Here is a 17,856-nt window from a genome sequence, read left to right as displayed (position 1 = left end):
GGGCATAGGCGAGGAAGTTGCGCAGTTCGGTGCGGCGGCCATGCTCGTGGGCAAATTCTTCGCCCACCCCCCGCGCCTCGCAATCGTCGCGCGCGTTGCTTTCGGCAATGATATGACGGGGCAAAACGGCTTCCGGCCAAGCAAACGCTGAGCGCGCGCAGCCGGGCCATTTTGCCCCGTCGGTACCGCATTTATTCGGTAGCAGCGCTCAACCCGCCGGCTTCGTTCCCTGCTGCGTCAGCGCATGCGCCGCATGCACCAGCTGCAGATACGCAGCGCCGGTGTTTACGACATATTCGTTCTGCCCCCAGAAATAGGGCCAGTCTTCCTTGTTCTCGGGCAGGTCGGGCTTCACGATCAGCACGCCCGGCACCACGCCGCCGGCGATGAAGCTCATATCGGCGCGGTTGTTGCCGTAGGCGACTTCCTTCGATCGCGTGCCCACCCCCGACACGAACGAGATGTCCGATCCGGGATGGTTGCCGTGCAGATAGGCGAGCGCGCGGAACACCGCATCGGGCTTCACGATCTCGGGGAAGGCGCGGTGGAGCAGATAGGTGGTGTTCCCGTAATCGAGCACCGCGCCATTGCCCGCCCAGCCGCCGGTGGTGATCGGCACGCCATAGGGATTGGCCGCCGCGATCACCTCGCTTTGTTTCGCCCAGCCGCGCACCGCCTGCTCGACGCCCGCGCGATAGCTTGCCGGCATGAACGGCAGCGCACGTACCGCGACATCGGCGTCGCGCGCGAAATTGGGCGCGATCGCGGGCCATTCGCGCGCCACCGCCTCGGCATAGACGGGCTTGCGCGTCGCCTGCAGCAGCTCGACCGCGGCGGCAAAACGCTCGGATTCGAGCGGCCCGCCGGTGGTGTTGCCGTGGCTGAAGGTATCGGGCGCCTGCGCCTGTTCCTTGGCGAAGATCCGCTCGGCGGTTTCGAGGCTGCGCGCCGCCAGATCGTCGTCGAAGCCCTTGAGCGCGCGCGCCGTCGCCGCGAGCGCCGCGATCGACCCATAGTTCAGCGCCGATGCCTTGCTGGTGAATGCCCAGCGATCGTCGGGGGTCCCGCTGCGGCCGTTCTTCACCTCGCCGGGCTTCAGCCGCCAGTCATGGACCAGCCCGTCGGTCTTGGTCACCGCATCGCCCAGATGGGTATATTGCGCGACATCGGGTTCGACGATGCCGTGGATCGCATGCCCCACCGCGTCGAACTGCGCGATCAACTGGAGCGAGCCGTGGCGGATCTGCTGGAGCAGGTCGGGCTTGCCGTCGGGCACATGGATTTCGACGTGGCGGCGTTCCTGGTCGATCGAGGTCGTGTCGCGCGTCGGGCGGAAATCCTCCCAGCTCTGCACCATCTGCCGGATGACGGCATATTGCGTCTGGGTGCGGATGTCGAAATCGCCGGCGTCGAGCCAGCCGCCGACGTTCAGCCCGGGGATATGCTCGCCGGGCTGGAACTTGGTGTCGGTGGTCGGCCCCTGGCGATACAGGTCGATATGCTCGTGATTGACCGGCGCCTGCAGCGCATCGTCGCGATGCGGGTCGCCGTGCCAGACGCGATAGGCTTCGTTGACGAACATATGGTCCATCGCGACGGGGAAATAGATGTCGAGCGTCGGATGCCAGGCGCTGGCATACAGGTCGTCGGCGATGCGGAACGGCGCGGTCCGCGTCTTGCCGGTTTCGAGGACATAGACGCCCGGCGTGCGGACGCTGCTGAAATCGAACTTGGCGTAACGATAGCGCAGATAATCGCCCCAGGGCTTGCCCGCGCCCTGCAACGCGACGGTCTCGCGACCGTCCTCGCCGACGCGCAGCAGCCGGACCGCGCCCGCGCTGCGGTCGTTCGCGTCGCGCTCGACCGTCGCGATCTTGGTTTCGCCGGGCGCATAGCCGAGCTGCGAATGCCCGATCACCGGCGCGCGCAGCCAGCCGGGCACGCTGTTGGCGTCGAGCGTCCAGGTCATCACCGTGCCCGTCTTGCCCGCGGGCAAGAGCGAGCGGAGCACGAACCAGCCATTCTGCGCCTGGTTGCGCCCGTCATACAGCGAAACCGGCACGTCCGACGTCACGCTGACGCGCCGCCCAGGGTTCGAAGGCGCGAGCACGAAGCGCTTGCCCATCGCCATCGCCACCGGCTCGGCGCCGGGGCCGTCGGCACGACCGCTCGCGGCGTTGCGCTCGGGGGTCAGCGTCATTTCGCTTGCGGGATAGAGCGGAAATCCGCCGGGCTTGCCGTCGACGAGGAACGCCTCGTGATAATAGGCCGAAGGCTGGAATTCGAGGTTGAACCCCGCACGGCCCGCCAGCGCCGCGGGCAGTGCCTGCGGCAGGCTGACCGTCACCTGCAGTCCGCGGTCGGTGGGGACCGAGCGGATCAGGTAGCGGAACTTATGGTCGGGATATTCGAGCTCGGCCTCGATCACCCCGGTCTTGGTATCGACGCGGCGCTCGACCAGCCGTCCGATCGCGTCCCATTGGCCGGGGGTCGAGGACAGCCGGACATCACCGTTGGTGGCGATCCGCTCGCCCTGCTGGATCAGCTCGACGCCGCTGATCTTGGCGTCGGCGAACAGCCCGTCATACCAGTTGCTGAATACCAGCCAGTCGACCCCGGGCGCGCGATAGATTTCGCCCTCGCCCAATTGCAGCGGCGCGGGGCGGTCCTGCGCTGCCAGCGGCTGCGCGATCGCAGCGGTTGCGCAGGCGGCGAGCGCGAGCGCCCGTACGGTCCAGCGTGCCTTCATCATCCACTCCCTGATAATTGTTTGCGCTAACATTCACCGGCGAAGCCGCGAACGCAACCCCTGATCGGCATCGCGACACGATCTGGCGTGCCCTTGGAGGGCCGCGACCAGCCGGTTGCGCCGACCGACGGCGAAACTACCCGCTGCGGGTAGCGTTCACCGGACAACCGGCGCTAGGACACGCCAACCACTGCCCCGAAAAGGATGCCGCCTATGCCATTCCCCGCCCCCTATGCCGCTGACCCTGCTCGCTATGATGCCGGCATGCCCTATCGCCGCACCGGTCGCAGCGGGCTGAAGCTGCCAGCGATCAGCCTGGGGCTGTGGCAGAATTTCGGCGGCACCGACGTCTTCGAAACCGGGCGCTCGATCCTGCGCCGCGCCTTCGATCGCGGCGTCACCCATTTCGATCTAGCGAACAATTACGGCCCGCCTTACGGATCGGCCGAGGAGAATTTCGGTCGCGTCCTCGCGACCGACTTCGCCGCGCACCGCGACGAGCTGATCATCTCGACCAAGGCGGGCTGGGACATGTGGCCCGGCCCCTATGGCGATATCGGGTCGTCGAAGAAGTACCTGATCGCCAGCTGCGACCAGAGCCTGAGGCGGATGGGGCTCGACTATGTCGACATCTTCTATTCGCACCGCGTCGATCCGACGACCCCGCTTGAAGAGACGATGGGCGCGCTGGTCCAGCTCCACCGCCAGGGCAAGGCGCTGTATGTCGGCATTTCGTCGTACGAACCCGGCCTCGCGCGCCAGGCCGCGGCGATCCTCGCCGAGGAGCGCGTGCCGTTGTTCATCCACCAGCCGAGCTATTCGATCCTCAACCGCTGGATCGAACGCGAACTGCTCGACACGCTCGAGGCGCTGGGCACCGGCTGCATCGCCTTCTCGCCGCTCGCGCAGGGGATGCTGACCGACAAATATCTGCAGGGCGTGCCCGAGGGCGCGCGCGCCAGCCGCGGCGGATCGCTGTCGCAGGGGATGCTGACCGAGCAGAACCTCGCGGCGATCCGCAGCCTCGACGCGATCGCCAAGGCACGCGGCCAGACGCTCGCGCAGATGGCGATCGCCTGGGTGCTGCGCGATCCGCGCGTCACCTCGGCGCTGATCGGCGCGCGCACGGTCGAACAGCTCGACGACGCGCTCGACGCGGTCAAGCGGCTCGACTTCGCGGGCGAAGAGCTGAGCGCGATCGATGCCGCGGCCAAGGATGGCGGGATCAACATCTGGTCCGGTTCGTCGGACATCACCGCGATGCCCGCCGCACAGGGCGTGCCCGCCTGATCCGGGGGGCGGCGAGCGGGCCCCCCCGCTCGCCTTGCCCCGCAGCGATCACATGGGGTGGAGCAGCATCCAGATCGCCATCGCCACCATCATCACATTTTCGGTCAGCGACACGAAGCCCAGCGGCACCTTCGAACTGCCGCCGACGCACGCGCATTTGATGTCGCGCTTCTGGACATAGACCGCGTAGAACACCGACACCGCACCGACGCTGCCGATGAACAACGCCACCGGGATCGACACCCAGTCGAGCGCGCGGCCCAACATCAGCACGCCCGCCAATCCCTCGGCAAAGGGATAGAGATAAGCATAGGGCAACCATCGCTTGGCCAGCAAGTCATAGCCCAGGAACATCGTCGCGAAGCGATCGACATCCTGCAGCTTCTGGATCGCCAGGATGCACATCGCCAGCGCGATGAACCATTCGCCGGTGCGAACCGTCAGCAGCATGCCGGTCGACGCCCAGCTTCCCGCGATCGCCATCAGCGCCGCCATCGCGAAAATCGCGATCACCGGCGTGTAGCTGGTGGCGTCGGGATCGGGCACCGATTTACCCAGGAACCGGCGCAGATCGTCATGGCCGCCGATCCGCCTGCCCGCGACAAACGTCTGCGGCGTGGTCTTCACGCCATGTTCCTGCTTGAACGCATCGGTCTGCTCGCGCGTCGTGAGCCATTGGTCGTCGACCGCGTACCCGGCGCGCTCGAGCAGATATTTGCTCTTGATGCCATAGGGACAGACATGGTGGTCGGTCACCATGCGATACAGCGTGGCGGTCTTGGCGGCGGTCATCGCTTCACCCTCTCGAACAGGTCGATCAATTCGTTGAACTTCGCGTGCTGGTCGTCGACGTCGCCCGACGCGATCGCCGCGGTGACGCAGCTCGCAGCGTGATCCTTCAGGATTTGGCTCTCGACCTTAGCGAGCGCCGATTTCACCGCCTGGAGCTGGTGAAGGATCTCGATGCAATAGCGTTCGTCGGCGACCATTTGCGCGATCCCGCGCACCTGCCCTTCGACCCGTCGCAGCCGGTTGATCGTCCCGATGTTGGCGTTCGTCAAAGCTCCACTCCCTAATACCCCATGGGGGTATATATGGGGACGATTCGAAGCGCTTCAATTGCCTGACGTTCGGCGGCCGTGATCGAGCGTTTCAGCGCCATGCGGAGACCTGCTCGCCGCCTGCGCGCTGCCGGCGGCACCCGATCCGAGCCCGCCCGGTGTCAGCCGATCAATGCGCTGCCGAGGGATCCACCGGTCTTGCCGGGCGCGGGGCGAGCCAGATGATCGCTGCCGAGACGAAGAAGATCAGCGCCGCCAGCGCGAACAGATGGTTGGTCGCCAGCGCATAGCTCTCCTGGTCGACCAGCCGCTCGATCAACCCGCGCCCCTGCTCGGCGGTCATCCCCCGCTGCACCGCGCCGGCGATCACCTGATCGCCATTGTTGAGGATGTTGGTCAGCTCGGCGCGGTTCTGCTGCGCGCCGTTGAGCCACAAGGTGCTGCCGATCGAGGTACCGATCGCCGCCGCCAGCGTGCGCAGGAAGCTCATCACACCCGCCGCCGACGCGGTCTCGTCGGGGTTCACCGCGCCCAGCGCGATGATCGTCAGCGGGATGAAGAAGAACGGCATCCCGATCCCCTGCACCAGCTGCGGCAACGCCAGGATCCAGAAATCGGCGCTGCTGAACCAGAAGGTCCGCAGGATCGAGGTCAGCCCCAGCCAGAAGATGCCGAAACATACCAAGGCGCGCGGATCGACCTTGTTGCTCAGCTTGGCGACGATCGGCGAGAAGACGATCGCCAGCACCCCGTTGAACGCGGTGATGTGCCCCGCATCGGTGGCGGTGTAACCCATCGTCGATTGCAGCCATTGCGGGATGATCACGACCGAGGCGAAGAAGGTGCCGAAGCTGAAGGCGAGCGCGGTGACCGCGACGCTGAACCCGCGGTGGCGGAACACCCGCAGGTCGACGATCGGATTCCCCGCCGTCAGCTCCCAGATCAGGAAGGTGACGAAGCCGATCGCGGCGATGACCGCGCAGCCGACGATGAAGCTCGACCCCAGCCAGTCATGCTCGCGCCCCAGATCGAGCATCAGCTGGAGCGCCGCAATCCACACGATCATCAGCACCAGCCCGGTCTTGTCGATCGGCACGATCTCGGTCTTGGTCTCCGATTGCCGCAGCAGCACGAACACCCCGACGATGCAGAAGACCGCAATCGGCAGGTTGATGTAGAAGATCCACGGCCACGACCAGCTGTCGCTGATCGTCCCGCCCAGGATCGGCCCCAGGATCGGCGCGGTCACCGTCGTCATTGCCCACGCGCCCATCGCCGCGGCGCGCTGCTTGGGGGGAAAGATCATGATCAGCAGCGTCTGCGTCAGCGGCATCAGCGGCCCGCCGCAGAACCCCTGGCCGATGCGGAACGCGACCATGCCCGTCAGCGACGATGCGAGGCCGCACAGCGCCGAGAACACGGCAAAGCCGATCATCGCCGCCATGAACAATTTGATCGTGCCGAAACGCCGCACCAGCCAGCCGGTCAAGGGCACGCAGATCGCCTCGGCCACCGAATAGGAGGTGACGACCCACGTCCCCTGCGTCGGCGACACACCCAGCCCGCCCGAGATATGCGGCACCGACACGTTGGCGATCGTCGTGTCGAGCACGACCATGAAGTTGGTCAGCGCCAGCACGAAGCCCGCGAGCAACAGGCGCGTGCCGGTGAGCGGCGGCGCGGACTGATCTTCGGCCATCTATCGGCTCCTAGCGATCGCCGCCGATGTCGATCTCGGCCTCCATCGAAAGCCCGACGCGCAAGGGGTGCGCGCGCAGCTCCCTGGGATCGAGCGCGATCCGCACGGGGAGCCGCTGGACCACCTTGATCCAATTGCCCGTCGCGTTCTGCGCCGGGATCAGCGCCGACGACGATCCGGTGCCGCCCGCCAGCCCGACGACGCGGCCGTGGTACACGACGTCGTCGCCATGCAGGTCCGACGTCAGCGTCGCGCGCTGGCCGACGCGGACATTCTGGAGCTGGCCCTCCTTGTAGTTGGCATCGACATACAGCTTGTCGACCGGGACGATCGCCATCGCAGCGGTCCCCGGCGCGAGCCGCTGGCCGATCTGGACGTTGCGCTGCGCGACCACGCCGTCGATCGGCGCGCGCACGACGGCGCGCGACAGGTCGAGCTTGGCCTGGCGCAGCTTGGCACGCGCCGCGAGCACTTCGGGCGCGGTTGCCTGCGTCGTGCCGCGCGTCAGCGCGATATTGGCGGCGCGATCCTCGAGCGCCGAGGCGCGCGTCGCGGTCGCCTGCGCGATGCCGGCGCGCGCGATCGCGACGTTGGCCTGCGCGGTTCGCAGCGCATTGGCCGCCGCGGTCACTTCGTCGCCCGACACCGCACCCGCCGAGATCAGCTGCTCGCGCCGCCGGTAATCGATCTGCGCGCGTTCGAGATTTCCCTGCGCCAGCGCAAGCTGCGCCCGCGCGCTGCCGATATCGGCGCCGCGCGCATTGGCCTGCGCCGCCAGCGCATCGCCCGTCGCCGCGGTCTGGGCATAGCGCCGCTCGGCGCCGGCGAGCTCGGCCTCGGCCTGCGCTACCGCGATCTGCAGGTCGGCATCGTCGAGCCGCATCAGCACCTGCCCGCGCCTGACGGTCTGGGTATCGCTCACCGCGACGTCGATCACCTGGCCCGCGACCAGCGGCATGACCTGCGCGGTCTCGGCGGCGACATAGGCATTGTCGGTCGACACCCGCTTCGACAGCACCAGCATGTCGTAGAGGAAATAGGCAGCGGCGATCACGACCAGCACCGCGGCGAAGATCAGCAACAGCCGCTTGCGCTTGCCCGGGTTCGAACGGTCGACCGGCATTTCAACCGTCTGTGCCTGGCTGTTCTCGGTGGATGGCATGTCCATCATCGTGTCTCGCTGGTCTGGATAGAAGGTTGAAAGCCGCCGCCGAGCGCGCGCACCAACTGCACGTCGAGCGCGAACCGGCGGGCATCGATGTCGGCCAAGGTACGCCGTGCGGTCAGCACCGCCTGCTCGGCGCTCAGCACGTTGAGGAAGCTCGATAGCCCGCCGCGAAAGCGCAGCTGCGCGACGGTGTAGGCGCCCTCGGCATCGGCGAGCGACGCCTGCGCATCGCGTAATTGCTCGGCCACCTGACGCCGGCTGGTGACCGCATCGGCGACCTCGCGCAGCGCGCCGATCACCGCGCGGTCATAGGTCGCGACGGCTTCGTCATATTGGCCGCGCGCCTGGCGATATTGACCCGCAAGCCCACCACCACGAAAGATCGGCAGGCTGATCGCCGGGCCGACATTGCCGATGCTCGACCCGCCCTTGAACAGGCTGTCGAGCCCGAGCGACTGCAAACCGATCAGCCCCGACAGGCTGATATTGGGATAGAAATCGGCGCGCGCGACATCGATCCGGCTTGCCGCAGCTTCGGCGCGGGCGCGCGCGGCGGCGATGTCGGGGCGGCGGCCGATCAGCGCGATCGCGGCGTCGGCGGGCAGTTCGGCCGCGAGCACCGGGGTTTCGGGGCGGGTGATCGCCAGCGCGCGATCGGGTCCAGCGCCGACCAGCGCGGCGATCATGTTCTTGGCGAGCGCGATCTGTTCGGCATTGGCGGCGAGATCGACGCGCGAGGCGGGCACTGCCGATCGCGCCTGCTTCAGTTCGGCCTGGGTATCGAGCCCGATCGCGACCCGGTCGCCGATCAGCCGCTCGGTCGAACTGCGGACCGCAAGCGCGCGTTCGAGCACGTCCCGCTCGGCATATAGCCGCGCGAGATCGGCATAGCGCGCGGCGATGTCGGTCGCGAGCGACAGCGCCGCCTGCTCGCCCTCGAGCCGCGTGGCTTCGGCATCCGACGTCGCCGCCACCAGCGCCGCGCGGTTGCGCCCGAACAGGTCGAGATCGAGCCCGAAGTTGAGCGCCAGCCGGCCAGTGTCGTTCCACCCCTTGGGCACGAATTCAGCCGGGATGCCGTTATTGTAGCTTTGCTTGTTGAGCCCCGCCGCGCCTTCGGCGTCGAGCCTCGGCAGCCCCGCGGCGCCCGCCTGCTGCAGCACGCCTTGCGCGCTGCGCACCCGCGCGGCGGCGATCGCGATGTCGGGCGATCCCGCCAGCGCCTCGTCGATCAGCGCGTTCAGCTGCGCATCGCCATAGCCGCGCCACCACCCCGCCGCCGGCCAGGCCGCGGCGCTGCCCGTCGCCGCCAGGCTGGTACGCGCGGCATAGGTGTCGGGGGTGGCGAGCTCTGGACGCGGCCCCAGATCGGGCGCGGCGCAGCCTGCCATTGCCACTGCGATCGCCCCGCAGCCGATAAGCCGAATCATCTGCATGAAATACCGTACTCCTGGGTACGGCGCGCAGATGGTCCCGCCATCGCTCCTTGTCAATCGATTACCGTACTTTATAGTACGATGAATGGCTAAGCCCCAAACCCGCCGCGATCAGAACCGCGAAGCGCGGCGCGCCGCGATCGTTTCGGCGGCGCGTGAGGCGTTTCTCGAACACGGCTATGCCGCAACATCGATGTCGACGATCGCGACCCAGCTCGGCGGGTCGAAAGGCACGCTCTGGGCCTATTTCCCCTCGAAGGAAGACCTGTTCGCTGCGGTCCTCGACGAGGTGACGTCGAACTTCCGCCAGAATCTCGACGACACGCTGCGGCCCGAACGCGAATATCACGCGACGTTGCTCGACTTCGCCGAACGTTTCCTGCGCAAGATGCTCGATCCCGACAGCATCCGCTTGCACCGGCTGATCATCGGCGAAAGCGGCCGCTTCCCCGAAATCGGCCGCCTCTTCTACGCACGCGGCCCGCAAATCGTGATGGAGCGCCTGTCGCGCTATATCGCCGGGCGGATGGAGGCCGGCGATTTGCGCAGCGAGGATCCGCTGCAGGCGGCGATGCACCTGATCCAGCTGATCCAGACGCAGCAAAACCTTCGCCTATGGGGGATCATCGGCATCCCCGAGCCGGATGAAATCCGCGTCCATGCCGAAAAGGCACTCGACCTGTTCGACCGCGCCTACGCGACCTGACCGTCGCACCGGCCGGTCGCGGCGCGGTGCCTGGCTATTTGGCCACCACCCCGAAGCGCCACACCGTCACGCTCTCGAAGCTTTGACCCGGACGCAGTTCGGTGGAGGGGAAACTCGGTTGGTTCGGGCTGTCGGGAAAATGCTGCGTTTCGAGCGCAGCACCCGCACGCTTGGTTAGCGGTCCAGCGCTCCCCGCCTCGCTTCCGTCCATATGCTCGGCGGTATAGAATTGCACGCTCGGCTCGGTCGTTTCGATCGTCAGCGTCCTGCCGCTCGCGGGATCGGTCAGCACCGCGACGCTGCGGGGTTCGTCGGTCACCCCGCCGCGCAGCACGAACCCATGGTCATAGCCCGGACGCGGCTTGATCGCCCGGTCGGTGGCGTCGATCCGCGCGCCGATCGCGTGCGGATCGCGAAAATCGAGCGGGGTTCCCGCCACCCGGGCGAGCGCGCCGGTAGGGATCCCGCCTTCGCGCGTCACCACCATTTCATCGGCAGCGATGCTGAGCAGATGGTCTTCGACCGTCCCCGATCCCGCTCCGCGCAGGTTGAAATAGGCATGGTTCGTCAGGTTGACGACCGTCGGTGCGTCGGTGGTCGCGCTGATTTCGGTGGTGAGCGCATCGTCGTCGGACAAGCGATAGACGACGGTGATCGTCATCGTGCCCGGATAGCCCTGCGTCCCCGCCGGCGAAACGTGGCGCAGCACCGCGCCCACACCCTGCCGGTCAGAGAATTCGCGCACGCGCCATATCGCGCGATCGGGTCCCTGCCCGCCGCCGCCATGCAGCGCGTTGGGGCCGCTGTTGGGCTTGAGCTGGACCACCCGCCCATCGAGCGGAAAGCGGGCGTCGGCGATCCGCCCGGCATAGCGTCCGATCATCGAGCCGAACCAATTGCCCTCGCTGCCCCGGCGATAGTCGCTCTCGCGCGGATAGCTCAGCACCACGTTCGTACGCCTGCCCGCGCGGTCGGCGACTTCGACGCCGGTCACCGTCGCGCCATAGTTCAGGAAACGCACCCGCGTGCCGTTCGCGTTCTGCAACACATATTCGCGGATCGCGGGATCGTCGTCGACGATGCCGCCCGCGACCTGCGCCTGCGCGCCGGGCGCTACCATCAGCGCGACCGCGACCAGCGGCATCGCTCGAAGCGCGCTCATCGTTTCGCCCCCGCATATTTGCGGTCGGCCGCGAGCGCCAGGAACATGAAGTTCGTCGCACCACCGCCCATGACATATTCCCCTTGTTGCCAGAAATACGGCCAGGTCTTTAGCTCGGGCAGATCAGGCCGCACCAGGTTCGTCCCCGAAATCACCCCGCCGGGAATATACGACCAGTCGGCGCGATTCACCCCATAGGCCACCAGCGCCGATTCGGCCCCCACCCCGCTGACGAAGCTCGCGCGATTCTCGCCCGGATGCGCGCCGAGCACGAAGTTCAGCGCATTCAGCCAGCTGGCCTCGTCGGTCGCGTCGGGCCAGCCCTTTTCGAAGAACCACTGCTGCACCCCGCGCTCCTGGATATCCCACCCCGCGCCCCAGATCTTGGGGACATAGGGGATGCCGTAAGGGCTGTCGGTCTTGGCGCTTGCCTGCACCGTTCGCTGATAGCCGACCACCGCGGCATCGACGCGGCTGCGCATCGCCGCGGGCAGGTCACCGCGGATCGACGCCAGCATCCACGCGGTTTCGCCAGGCTTGGCGACGATCGCGTCGGTCATGTCGCCCAGCGCGGTGAAATAGGCGCGGTCGCCCGTCGCCTGCGCCAGTTCGGCGAGCGCGAACACCTTGTTCGGCACGCTCTTGGCGCGCGCCAAGGCGTTGGCAGCGATCGCCCGCGCCGCTGCGAGCGCTTCGGCCGACAATGCGGGATTGTCGCGCTTGAGCACCCGGCCGGCGGCGGCGAGCCCGGCGGCGGTATAGAGTTCGCGATCGGGGTTATCCTCGGTGAATACCCAGCGATCGTCGAAGTCGACCGGCTTGCCATTGGCATCGACGCCTAGCCCCGCGACCGGCTTGCGGAAGACGTTGTCGCTATGGTTCGCGGCGTCGCCGAGCATCGCGTAGGACCGAAGATCGGGGGTGATGACCCCGCGGTACAGCCGCCCCAGCGCGCGATAGCCGCCGAGCACGCTGGCGAGCCCGTGCTCGATCTGCTGGATCGCGTCGTTCTTGCCGTCGGGATCGCGGATCTCGACCGATTTCGCTGCAGCATCGACCCGCGTCGCGTCGTAATCGAGGCCGAGCTCCTCGACCATCTTGGCAAGCACCCATACCGTGCCGATCTGCGATTCGACGCGCAGGTCGTAATCGCCGGCGTCGTGCCAACCGCCGGCGTTGAGCCCCGGCACGATCTCCCCCGGCGCGAACCGGGTCATCGTCTGCGGCCCCTGCACATAGCCGTCGAAATGGTTGAGGTCGGTGCGCGCCATCAGCGCATCGTCCTGATGGTCGAGCCCATGCCAGACGCGATATTTCTCGCGTACCAGCATATGGCACATCTGCACCGGCAGGAAGGTCTCGAGCGTCGGCTGCCACACCCCGCGCGAATAGACATCGTCGCCGATCCGGAACGCGTTGGTCTCGGTCCCGCCATAGGCCAGGACATACATGCCGGGGGTGGTGACATCGGAAAAGTCGAAGGTGCGGTAGCGATAGCGCAGGAAATTGCCCCAGTTCGCCGCCGGCCCGGTCTTGACCGCTTCGCGCCCCGCGGCGGTCAGCCGATAGAGCGTCGCTTGCGCTTCGGTCGCGCCGCCACGGGCATCGAGCTCGATCACCGCGCGCTTGGGCTGGGCGGCAGCGTAGCCGACCTGGCTCACCTGGACGACGGGGGCATAGCTCCAGCCGGCGATGGTGTTGGGCCGCACCACCCACGACACCGCATTGGTGGTGGCCCCCGCCTTCACCGTCTCGCGCGCGATGTACCAGCCATTGTTATGCGCCGATCGCCCGTCGAGCAGCGCGATCGTTCCCGTTTCGCTGGTGATGATCATGCGCTGGCGATCACTCTCGGGAGCCACCACCAGGCTGCGCCCAATGCCCAGCGGCACGCCCAGGATCTGGCCATTGGGGTTCTGCACCGGCCCGTTGGGCTGGGCGTTGCGCGGTACCGGCACCTGCGGTCCGGTCGATGCCGCGACCGGGCCGTTGGGCTGGCGCGGGAAGGTGCCTCCCTGATCGCCCATCACCCAGGAGCGGCCGAACAGATGTTCGGGGAACAGTTCGAAATTGAACCCCACGCGGCCGACCCATTCGGCGGGCACCGGCTGATCCATGTCGACGCTCACGCGGAACCCGCCGCCCGGCTCGGGCGCGACGCGGACTTTGTACGACAGCTTCAGATCGGGGTAGAAGATCGGGTTGAAGCCTTTGCCGTCCTTGTCGGGGTCGGGGAAGGAAAGCGTCTGCGTTATCGTGCCGGTCGCCGGATCGATCTTGCGCTCGCCGCCTTTGGACATCGGCGACCATTGGCCGGGCTCGGCCTCCAGGCGGATGTCGCCATTGGCGGCGACGCGCAGCCCGTGCTGGATCACCGTCACCCCGGTCTGGTGGCCATCGGGATAGATATCGTCGAACACGATCACGTCGAGGCCGGGCCGGGTCAGATAGCCGCGCTCGGACAGCAAAAGCTGCCCGTCCTTGGCGGCGGTTCGGGTCGGCGTCGCCGCGTCGCGTTCGGCCTGCTGCGCGCCGACGGGTACCGCCAGCGCAACCGCCGCCGCCATCGTCACGAACCCGTATCCCCGCATCCCGTCCTCCCGCAGTGCCGGGCATCGATCGCGCGCCCGGTCATCGCCGCCACGATTCGCAGCCGATCGGGTCGGTTGTCAACGCACTCGGCAGGACAACCCCTTCAAATCAGCGACAATCGCACGATCTGGCGCTAAGGCCGGGACACCGGCGGCGCCGGGCACGCTGGTGCCCGTTGCCCAGTTCCTCTCGCTTCGAGCTTCCCGATGTCCGACCGCCTGAAGATCCTGCTGCAACATCTGCTCCCCAAGCAGCAGCTGACCGTGTTCGCGGGCCGCGTCGCGGGTGCCCGCGGCAGCGCGCTGACGCCGCGGCTGATCCGCTGGTTCGTGCGGCGCTACCGCGTCGACATGGCCGAAGCCGCGAACCCCGACATCGCGAGCTATGCGAGCTTCAACGACTTTTTCACCCGGCCGCTCAAGCCCGGTGCCCGCCCGATCGCGCGCGCTGATTTCGTCTCGCCCGTCGATGGCGCGATCAGCCAGTTGGGCGCGATCGACGACCACCATATCGTCCAGGCCAAGGGGCATCGCTTCACCACCACCGAACTGGTCGGCGGCGACGCGGCGCTGGCGGCGGGGTTCGCGCATGGCAGCTTCGCCAACCTGTATCTGTCGCCGCGCGACTATCACCGGCTGCACATGCCCTGCGACGGCAGGCTGCGGCGGATGATCTACGTGCCCGGCGCGCTCTTTTCGGTGAACCCCGTCACCGCGCGCGGCGTCGCCAATCTGTTTGCGCGCAACGAGCGCGTGGTGTGCGTGTTCGATTCGCCCGAACATGGGGCGTTCGTCATGGTGCTGGTCGGCGCCACGATCGTCGGCAGCATGGCGACGGTATGGCACGGCGTCGTCAACCCCAAGCGCACCGGCGCGCCTGCCGAATGGGATTATGCCGATCAGGACATCGTGCTGAAACAGGGCGAGGAAATGGGCCGCTTCCTGCTCGGATCGACGATCGTGATGTTGTTCAAGCCGGGCACGATCGCCTTCAACCCCGAATGGGCGCCCGAACGCCCGGTGCGGCTGGGCGAGATGATGGGCAACCGTCCAGGCTGAGCCCGCCCCGCGTCGTCAAAGCCCGAGCTTGTCGAGCGCCGACGCCATTTCGGCATCGAGCGCACCGTCGTCCTTGGGCGACAGCCGGTTGAGCACGGTCTGCACCCGCCGCTGCGCCACCTGCAGCGTCTTGTGGCGAACCTGCCGCACCGCGTTGGTCCGCCCCGATCGGCTCTCACCCAGCGTTGCGGCCCATTTGGCTTCCTCGGCGGCGAGTACCGCCAGCGCTAGTCGCAACCCGTCGCGTCGCCCTCGGTCGTAATCGTCTGTCATCCGCCCTTCCTATGCCGCCGGCCGCAGCGTGATCCGCGTCAGCTCGGACGGACGCCCCAGCCGCAACGCGAAACCGGGCCACAGCGCGGTGCCGTTGTTCACATACAGCTGCATGTCGCCCACCTGATACCGCCCCGAGACGAAGCCGCCATTGGCGCGCGCGACGATCCGGTCGAGGCCGCGGATCATCCCGCCATGCGTATGACCCGATAGCTGCAATGCAACGCCGAGCGGCGCTGCCGCGCGCGCATTCTTGGGCTGGTGATCGAGCAGGATGATCGGCGCGCCGGCGGGTGCCCCGGCGATCGACGCGGCAACATCGGGCCCCGAATGGCCGGTGCCCGGCGCGGTGAGATCGGTGACGCCGGCGATCACCAGCCGCCCCTGCCCGCGCCCGATCACCGCATGCTCGTTTTCGAGCGCGCGCATCCCCATCGCCGACAAATGGCGCATCCATTCGCGATAGCCGAAGAAATATTCGTGGTTGCCCGGGATGAACATCACGCCGTCGCGCGCGCGCAGATCGCGCAGCGGCTCGACATCGGCGCGGCGCCGTTCGACGGTGCCGTCGATGAAATCACCGGTGACGACGATCAGGTCGGGCGCGAGCGCATTCGATTTGTCGACCACCGCGCGCGTCCAGCGCTCGGGGAACAGCCGGCTGATGTGCAGGTCGGTCAACTGGAGCATCGTGTAGCCGTCGAACTGTGCGGGCAATCCGGCGATCCTGACCTCGATCTCCTTCACCGGCGGCACGCGGACCGCCTGCGACACCGCGACCGCCGCCAGCACCGCCGCGCCCGCCGGGATCGCGTAGCGAACGCCATCGGGGGGCGAAGCGCCGCGGCGGACGAGCCACGCCACCAGCGTGCCGAGGTCGAGCGCCAGCAACAACACCGCGAGCAGCGCGATCGTCCCGAACGCCCAGTTGAACAGCACGACGATCGCAAAGGGAAATTCGGGCGAGAATACCGACCCCGACGATAACCGGCTCCACAGGTGATATTGCGACGCCACCAGCACCGCGATCGCCAGCACGATCTTCATCGGCGTCGGGATGCTGAGCGGCCAGATAAAGCGCGCGATCACCAGCAGACCTGGCAGGCTGAAAAACAGGTGGAAAATCGTCGGTCTCCGGTGCGCGGGGATAGGCTGGGTCGTTCGCTACGACGCCAGCGGCCAAAGCACCAAATCCCCGCTGGCCACAAAGCTCCGTCGCACGGCGATCAGGCGGCGAGCATTTCGGCGAGCCGGTGCGCGGTGACGATCCGGATCGGCTGGCCGCCGAGCCGCGCCGCCTGCGCCTTGCGCAACTGCGGATCGCTGCGCACCAGCGGCCCCACGTCGGCAAGCACCAGCATCGTCGTCGTGCTGCCCACCGCGGTGCGGACCACCCCGCCCCGCGCGGCGATGCCATGCGCCAGCGGCCCGTCGCGCGGTTCACCGATGATCACCACGCGCTCGCCCTTGAGCGGGCCGTCCGCCGCCGCGCGCGGTGCCGCCCCCGGCTTGCGCGGCGGCGCCATCCAGTCGGCGAGCGACAGCCCGGTATGGTCGATCGCCTTGACGATCACCCAGCCCGCTGCCCTCGCGTCGCTCAGCGCATCGTGATGGCGATGCGGAATCCCCAGATAGCGCGCGAGCCCACCCAATTTATGATTCGCCAAGTCGGGCCAGGCGCGCTTGGCGACGCGGACGCTGTCGAGCCAGGTCGTCTCGATCATCGTCCGGGCGTGGACGCGGCAGGCAGCGGCGAGCGCGCCCTTGTCGAAATGCGAATGCGCGACGGTGACGCGCCCCGCCAGATGCCGGTCGATCTCGGCATGGACATGCGCGAAGGTCGGCTGGCCGGCGACGTGATGCGCGGCAATGCCGTGAATGTGGGTGTTCATCGCGTGGAACTCGTCGCACGGGTCGAGCAATGTCTCCCAGGCGAACAGCTCGCGCCCGTCGCGGAAGCCGACGATCCCGACCTGGCAGATGCTGCTGACCCGCGCGCACGCGGTCTCGACATCGATGACGACGAAATCGGGGAGGTCGGTGTGCGTCGTCAAAGCGCTGCGCCGATCAGCATGCGCCCGCGCTCGGACAGGCTGCGAAACGTCACCGACCAACGCGTCTGCGTCATCGCCGCGATGCTATGCTCCCAATCATACCGTGCCTCGCCCTGAAGCTGGTAGATGCCACGCGGCGGCAGCGGCACGCTCCGACGCTCGAAGCGCTCGTTCGATCGGCGGCGAAAGCGCAGCGTCGCGGGGGCACCCAGCGAGATGCCGACGACATGCTCGAAATGCGGCCGGTCGCGATGCCAGCCAATCCCTGCGCTGGGATCGTAGCGGATCAGCAGCGCCTGTTCGAGCGTGCCGGGCGCGAGGCTCGCGAACGCCTCGGCCCGGTCGCGCAGCGGCTGCAGCCAGGCGGGCATCGGATCGGTCGCCGCCAGTGCGCCGCGATCGAAATCATAGTGCAGCCCGAAGCTGTGCGTCAGCCGCTTGCCGAGCCATCCCTGGAAGCGGAACGGCGCCAGATCGAGCGCATCGATCTGCGCGATCAACGCCCGCTCCTCATCCGCCGTCACGAACGCATCGGCGCTGTGCAGGCCGGGCAGCAGCGGTTCGTCGAACAGGTCATGCATCGGGGGGGCTCATCGAGACGGAATGCG

The 17,856-nt window shown here is 67.6% G+C and carries 15 protein-coding genes; 3 read left to right on the top strand and 12 right to left on the bottom strand.

The annotated features are described in order from the left end of the window. Positions 1 to 208: 208 nt before the first annotated feature. Positions 209 to 2,752: a glycoside hydrolase family 9 protein gene (locus tag NMP03_RS14430; RefSeq protein ID WP_256506169.1), complete on the bottom strand. Its 2,544-nt coding sequence runs from the start codon at positions 2,750 to 2,752 to the stop codon at positions 209 to 211. Positions 2,753 to 2,962: 210 nt separating this feature from the next. On the opposite strand from NMP03_RS14430, the gene mgrA reads away from it, so the two are divergent. Beyond that, complete coding sequence (gene mgrA, locus NMP03_RS14425) at positions 2,963 to 4,039, top strand: L-glyceraldehyde 3-phosphate reductase (protein ID WP_256506168.1); 1,077 nt, start codon at positions 2,963 to 2,965, stop codon at positions 4,037 to 4,039. Positions 4,040 to 4,087: 48 nt separating this feature from the next. Here mgrA and NMP03_RS14420 read toward each other — a convergent pair whose 3' ends face one another. The 5 genes from NMP03_RS14420 to NMP03_RS14400 form a co-directional block, all read right to left on the bottom strand. Continuing rightward, entirely contained in the window at positions 4,088 to 4,831 is a 744-nt protein-coding gene (locus NMP03_RS14420) for a glutaredoxin (protein ID WP_256506167.1), read from the bottom strand. Continuing rightward, on the bottom strand, positions 4,828 to 5,100 hold the full coding sequence (locus tag NMP03_RS14415; protein WP_256506166.1) for a metal-sensitive transcriptional regulator: 273 nt from the start codon (positions 5,098 to 5,100) through the stop codon (positions 4,828 to 4,830). Before NMP03_RS14415 ends, NMP03_RS14420 begins: the two co-directional genes overlap by 4 nt. Before the next feature lie 169 nt (positions 5,101 to 5,269). Beyond that, positions 5,270 to 6,799, bottom strand: coding sequence for a DHA2 family efflux MFS transporter permease subunit (locus NMP03_RS14410; protein WP_256506165.1), 1,530 nt, complete (start codon positions 6,797 to 6,799; stop codon positions 5,270 to 5,272). A 10-nt stretch (positions 6,800 to 6,809) separates the two neighbouring features. After that, positions 6,810 to 7,970 (bottom strand): HlyD family efflux transporter periplasmic adaptor subunit, encoded by a 1,161-nt coding sequence (locus tag NMP03_RS14405; RefSeq protein ID WP_406697858.1) that lies wholly within the window; start codon positions 7,968 to 7,970, stop codon positions 6,810 to 6,812. Continuing rightward, positions 7,967 to 9,397: an efflux transporter outer membrane subunit gene (locus NMP03_RS14400; RefSeq protein ID WP_256506163.1), complete on the bottom strand. Its 1,431-nt coding sequence runs from the start codon at positions 9,395 to 9,397 to the stop codon at positions 7,967 to 7,969. The genes NMP03_RS14405 and NMP03_RS14400 overlap by 4 nt, the downstream gene beginning before the upstream one ends. Positions 9,398 to 9,488: 91 nt before the next feature. Here NMP03_RS14400 and NMP03_RS14395 point away from each other — a divergent pair, with 91 nt between their 5' ends. After that, the gene (locus tag NMP03_RS14395; protein ID WP_256506162.1) at positions 9,489 to 10,109 is read left to right on the top strand and encodes a TetR/AcrR family transcriptional regulator; all 621 of its coding nucleotides are present in this window, start codon (positions 9,489 to 9,491) and stop codon (positions 10,107 to 10,109) included. 34 nt (positions 10,110 to 10,143) lie between these two features. On the opposite strand, the gene NMP03_RS14390 is transcribed toward NMP03_RS14395, so the two are convergent. Beyond that, positions 10,144 to 11,271, bottom strand: a complete 1,128-nt coding sequence (locus tag NMP03_RS14390) for an aldose epimerase family protein (protein WP_256506161.1) — start codon at positions 11,269 to 11,271, stop codon at positions 10,144 to 10,146. Beyond that, positions 11,268 to 13,862 (bottom strand): cellulase N-terminal Ig-like domain-containing protein, encoded by a 2,595-nt coding sequence (locus tag NMP03_RS14385; protein ID WP_256506160.1) that lies wholly within the window; start codon positions 13,860 to 13,862, stop codon positions 11,268 to 11,270. Before NMP03_RS14385 ends, NMP03_RS14390 begins: the two co-directional genes overlap by 4 nt. Positions 13,863 to 14,069: 207 nt before the next feature. On the opposite strand from NMP03_RS14385, the gene asd reads away from it, so the two are divergent. Continuing rightward, complete coding sequence (gene asd / locus NMP03_RS14380) at positions 14,070 to 14,921, top strand: archaetidylserine decarboxylase (protein ID WP_256506159.1); 852 nt, start codon at positions 14,070 to 14,072, stop codon at positions 14,919 to 14,921. A 15-nt stretch (positions 14,922 to 14,936) separates the two neighbouring features. On the opposite strand, the gene NMP03_RS14375 is transcribed toward asd, so the two are convergent. The 4 genes from NMP03_RS14375 to NMP03_RS14360 form a co-directional block, all read right to left on the bottom strand. Beyond that, positions 14,937 to 15,194: a hypothetical protein gene (locus NMP03_RS14375; RefSeq protein WP_256506157.1), complete on the bottom strand. Its 258-nt coding sequence runs from the start codon at positions 15,192 to 15,194 to the stop codon at positions 14,937 to 14,939. 9 nt (positions 15,195 to 15,203) lie between these two features. Then, complete coding sequence (locus NMP03_RS14370; RefSeq protein ID WP_256506156.1) at positions 15,204 to 16,283, bottom strand: metallophosphoesterase; 1,080 nt, start codon at positions 16,281 to 16,283, stop codon at positions 15,204 to 15,206. Positions 16,284 to 16,420: 137 nt separating this feature from the next. Continuing rightward, positions 16,421 to 17,248, bottom strand: a complete 828-nt coding sequence (locus NMP03_RS14365; protein WP_256506155.1) for an exonuclease domain-containing protein — start codon at positions 17,246 to 17,248, stop codon at positions 16,421 to 16,423. Next, a complete protein-coding gene (locus NMP03_RS14360; RefSeq protein WP_256506154.1) occupies positions 17,245 to 17,829 on the bottom strand; it encodes an alpha-ketoglutarate-dependent dioxygenase AlkB in 585 nt (194 codons plus the stop codon). The genes NMP03_RS14365 and NMP03_RS14360 overlap by 4 nt, the downstream gene beginning before the upstream one ends. Positions 17,830 to 17,856: the final 27 nt, after the last annotated feature.

The organism is Sphingomonas qomolangmaensis, assembly GCF_024496245.1.
GTDB lineage: Bacteria > Pseudomonadota > Alphaproteobacteria > Sphingomonadales > Sphingomonadaceae > Sphingomonas > Sphingomonas qomolangmaensis.
The sequence above is the reverse complement of the archived record's forward strand: the minus strand, read 5'-3'. Positions and strand labels throughout refer to the sequence as shown.

What these genes read in the sequence shown, in the direction of transcription:
- NMP03_RS14430 (WP_256506169.1), bottom strand. Translation starts at nt 2,752, where the DNA reads ATGATGAAGGCACGCTGGACCGTACGGGCGCTCGCGCTCGCCGCCTGC.
- mgrA (WP_256506168.1), top strand. Translation starts at nt 2,963, where the DNA reads ATGCCATTCCCCGCCCCCTATGCCGCTGACCCTGCTCGCTATGATGCC.
- NMP03_RS14420 (WP_256506167.1), bottom strand. Translation starts at nt 4,831, where the DNA reads ATGACCGCCGCCAAGACCGCCACGCTGTATCGCATGGTGACCGACCAC.
- NMP03_RS14410 (WP_256506165.1), bottom strand. Translation starts at nt 6,799, where the DNA reads ATGGCCGAAGATCAGTCCGCGCCGCCGCTCACCGGCACGCGCCTGTTG.
- NMP03_RS14405 (WP_406697858.1), bottom strand. Translation starts at nt 7,970, where the DNA reads ATGATGGACATGCCATCCACCGAGAACAGCCAGGCACAGACGGTTGAA.
- NMP03_RS14400 (WP_256506163.1), bottom strand. Translation starts at nt 9,397, where the DNA reads ATGATTCGGCTTATCGGCTGCGGGGCGATCGCAGTGGCAATGGCAGGC.
- NMP03_RS14395 (WP_256506162.1), top strand. Translation starts at nt 9,489, where the DNA reads ATGGCTAAGCCCCAAACCCGCCGCGATCAGAACCGCGAAGCGCGGCGC.
- NMP03_RS14390 (WP_256506161.1), bottom strand. Translation starts at nt 11,271, where the DNA reads ATGAGCGCGCTTCGAGCGATGCCGCTGGTCGCGGTCGCGCTGATGGTA.
- NMP03_RS14385 (WP_256506160.1), bottom strand. Translation starts at nt 13,862, where the DNA reads ATGCGGGGATACGGGTTCGTGACGATGGCGGCGGCGGTTGCGCTGGCG.
- asd (WP_256506159.1), top strand. Translation starts at nt 14,070, where the DNA reads ATGTCCGACCGCCTGAAGATCCTGCTGCAACATCTGCTCCCCAAGCAG.
- NMP03_RS14375 (WP_256506157.1), bottom strand. Translation starts at nt 15,194, where the DNA reads ATGACAGACGATTACGACCGAGGGCGACGCGACGGGTTGCGACTAGCG.
- NMP03_RS14360 (WP_256506154.1), bottom strand. Translation starts at nt 17,829, where the DNA reads ATGCATGACCTGTTCGACGAACCGCTGCTGCCCGGCCTGCACAGCGCC.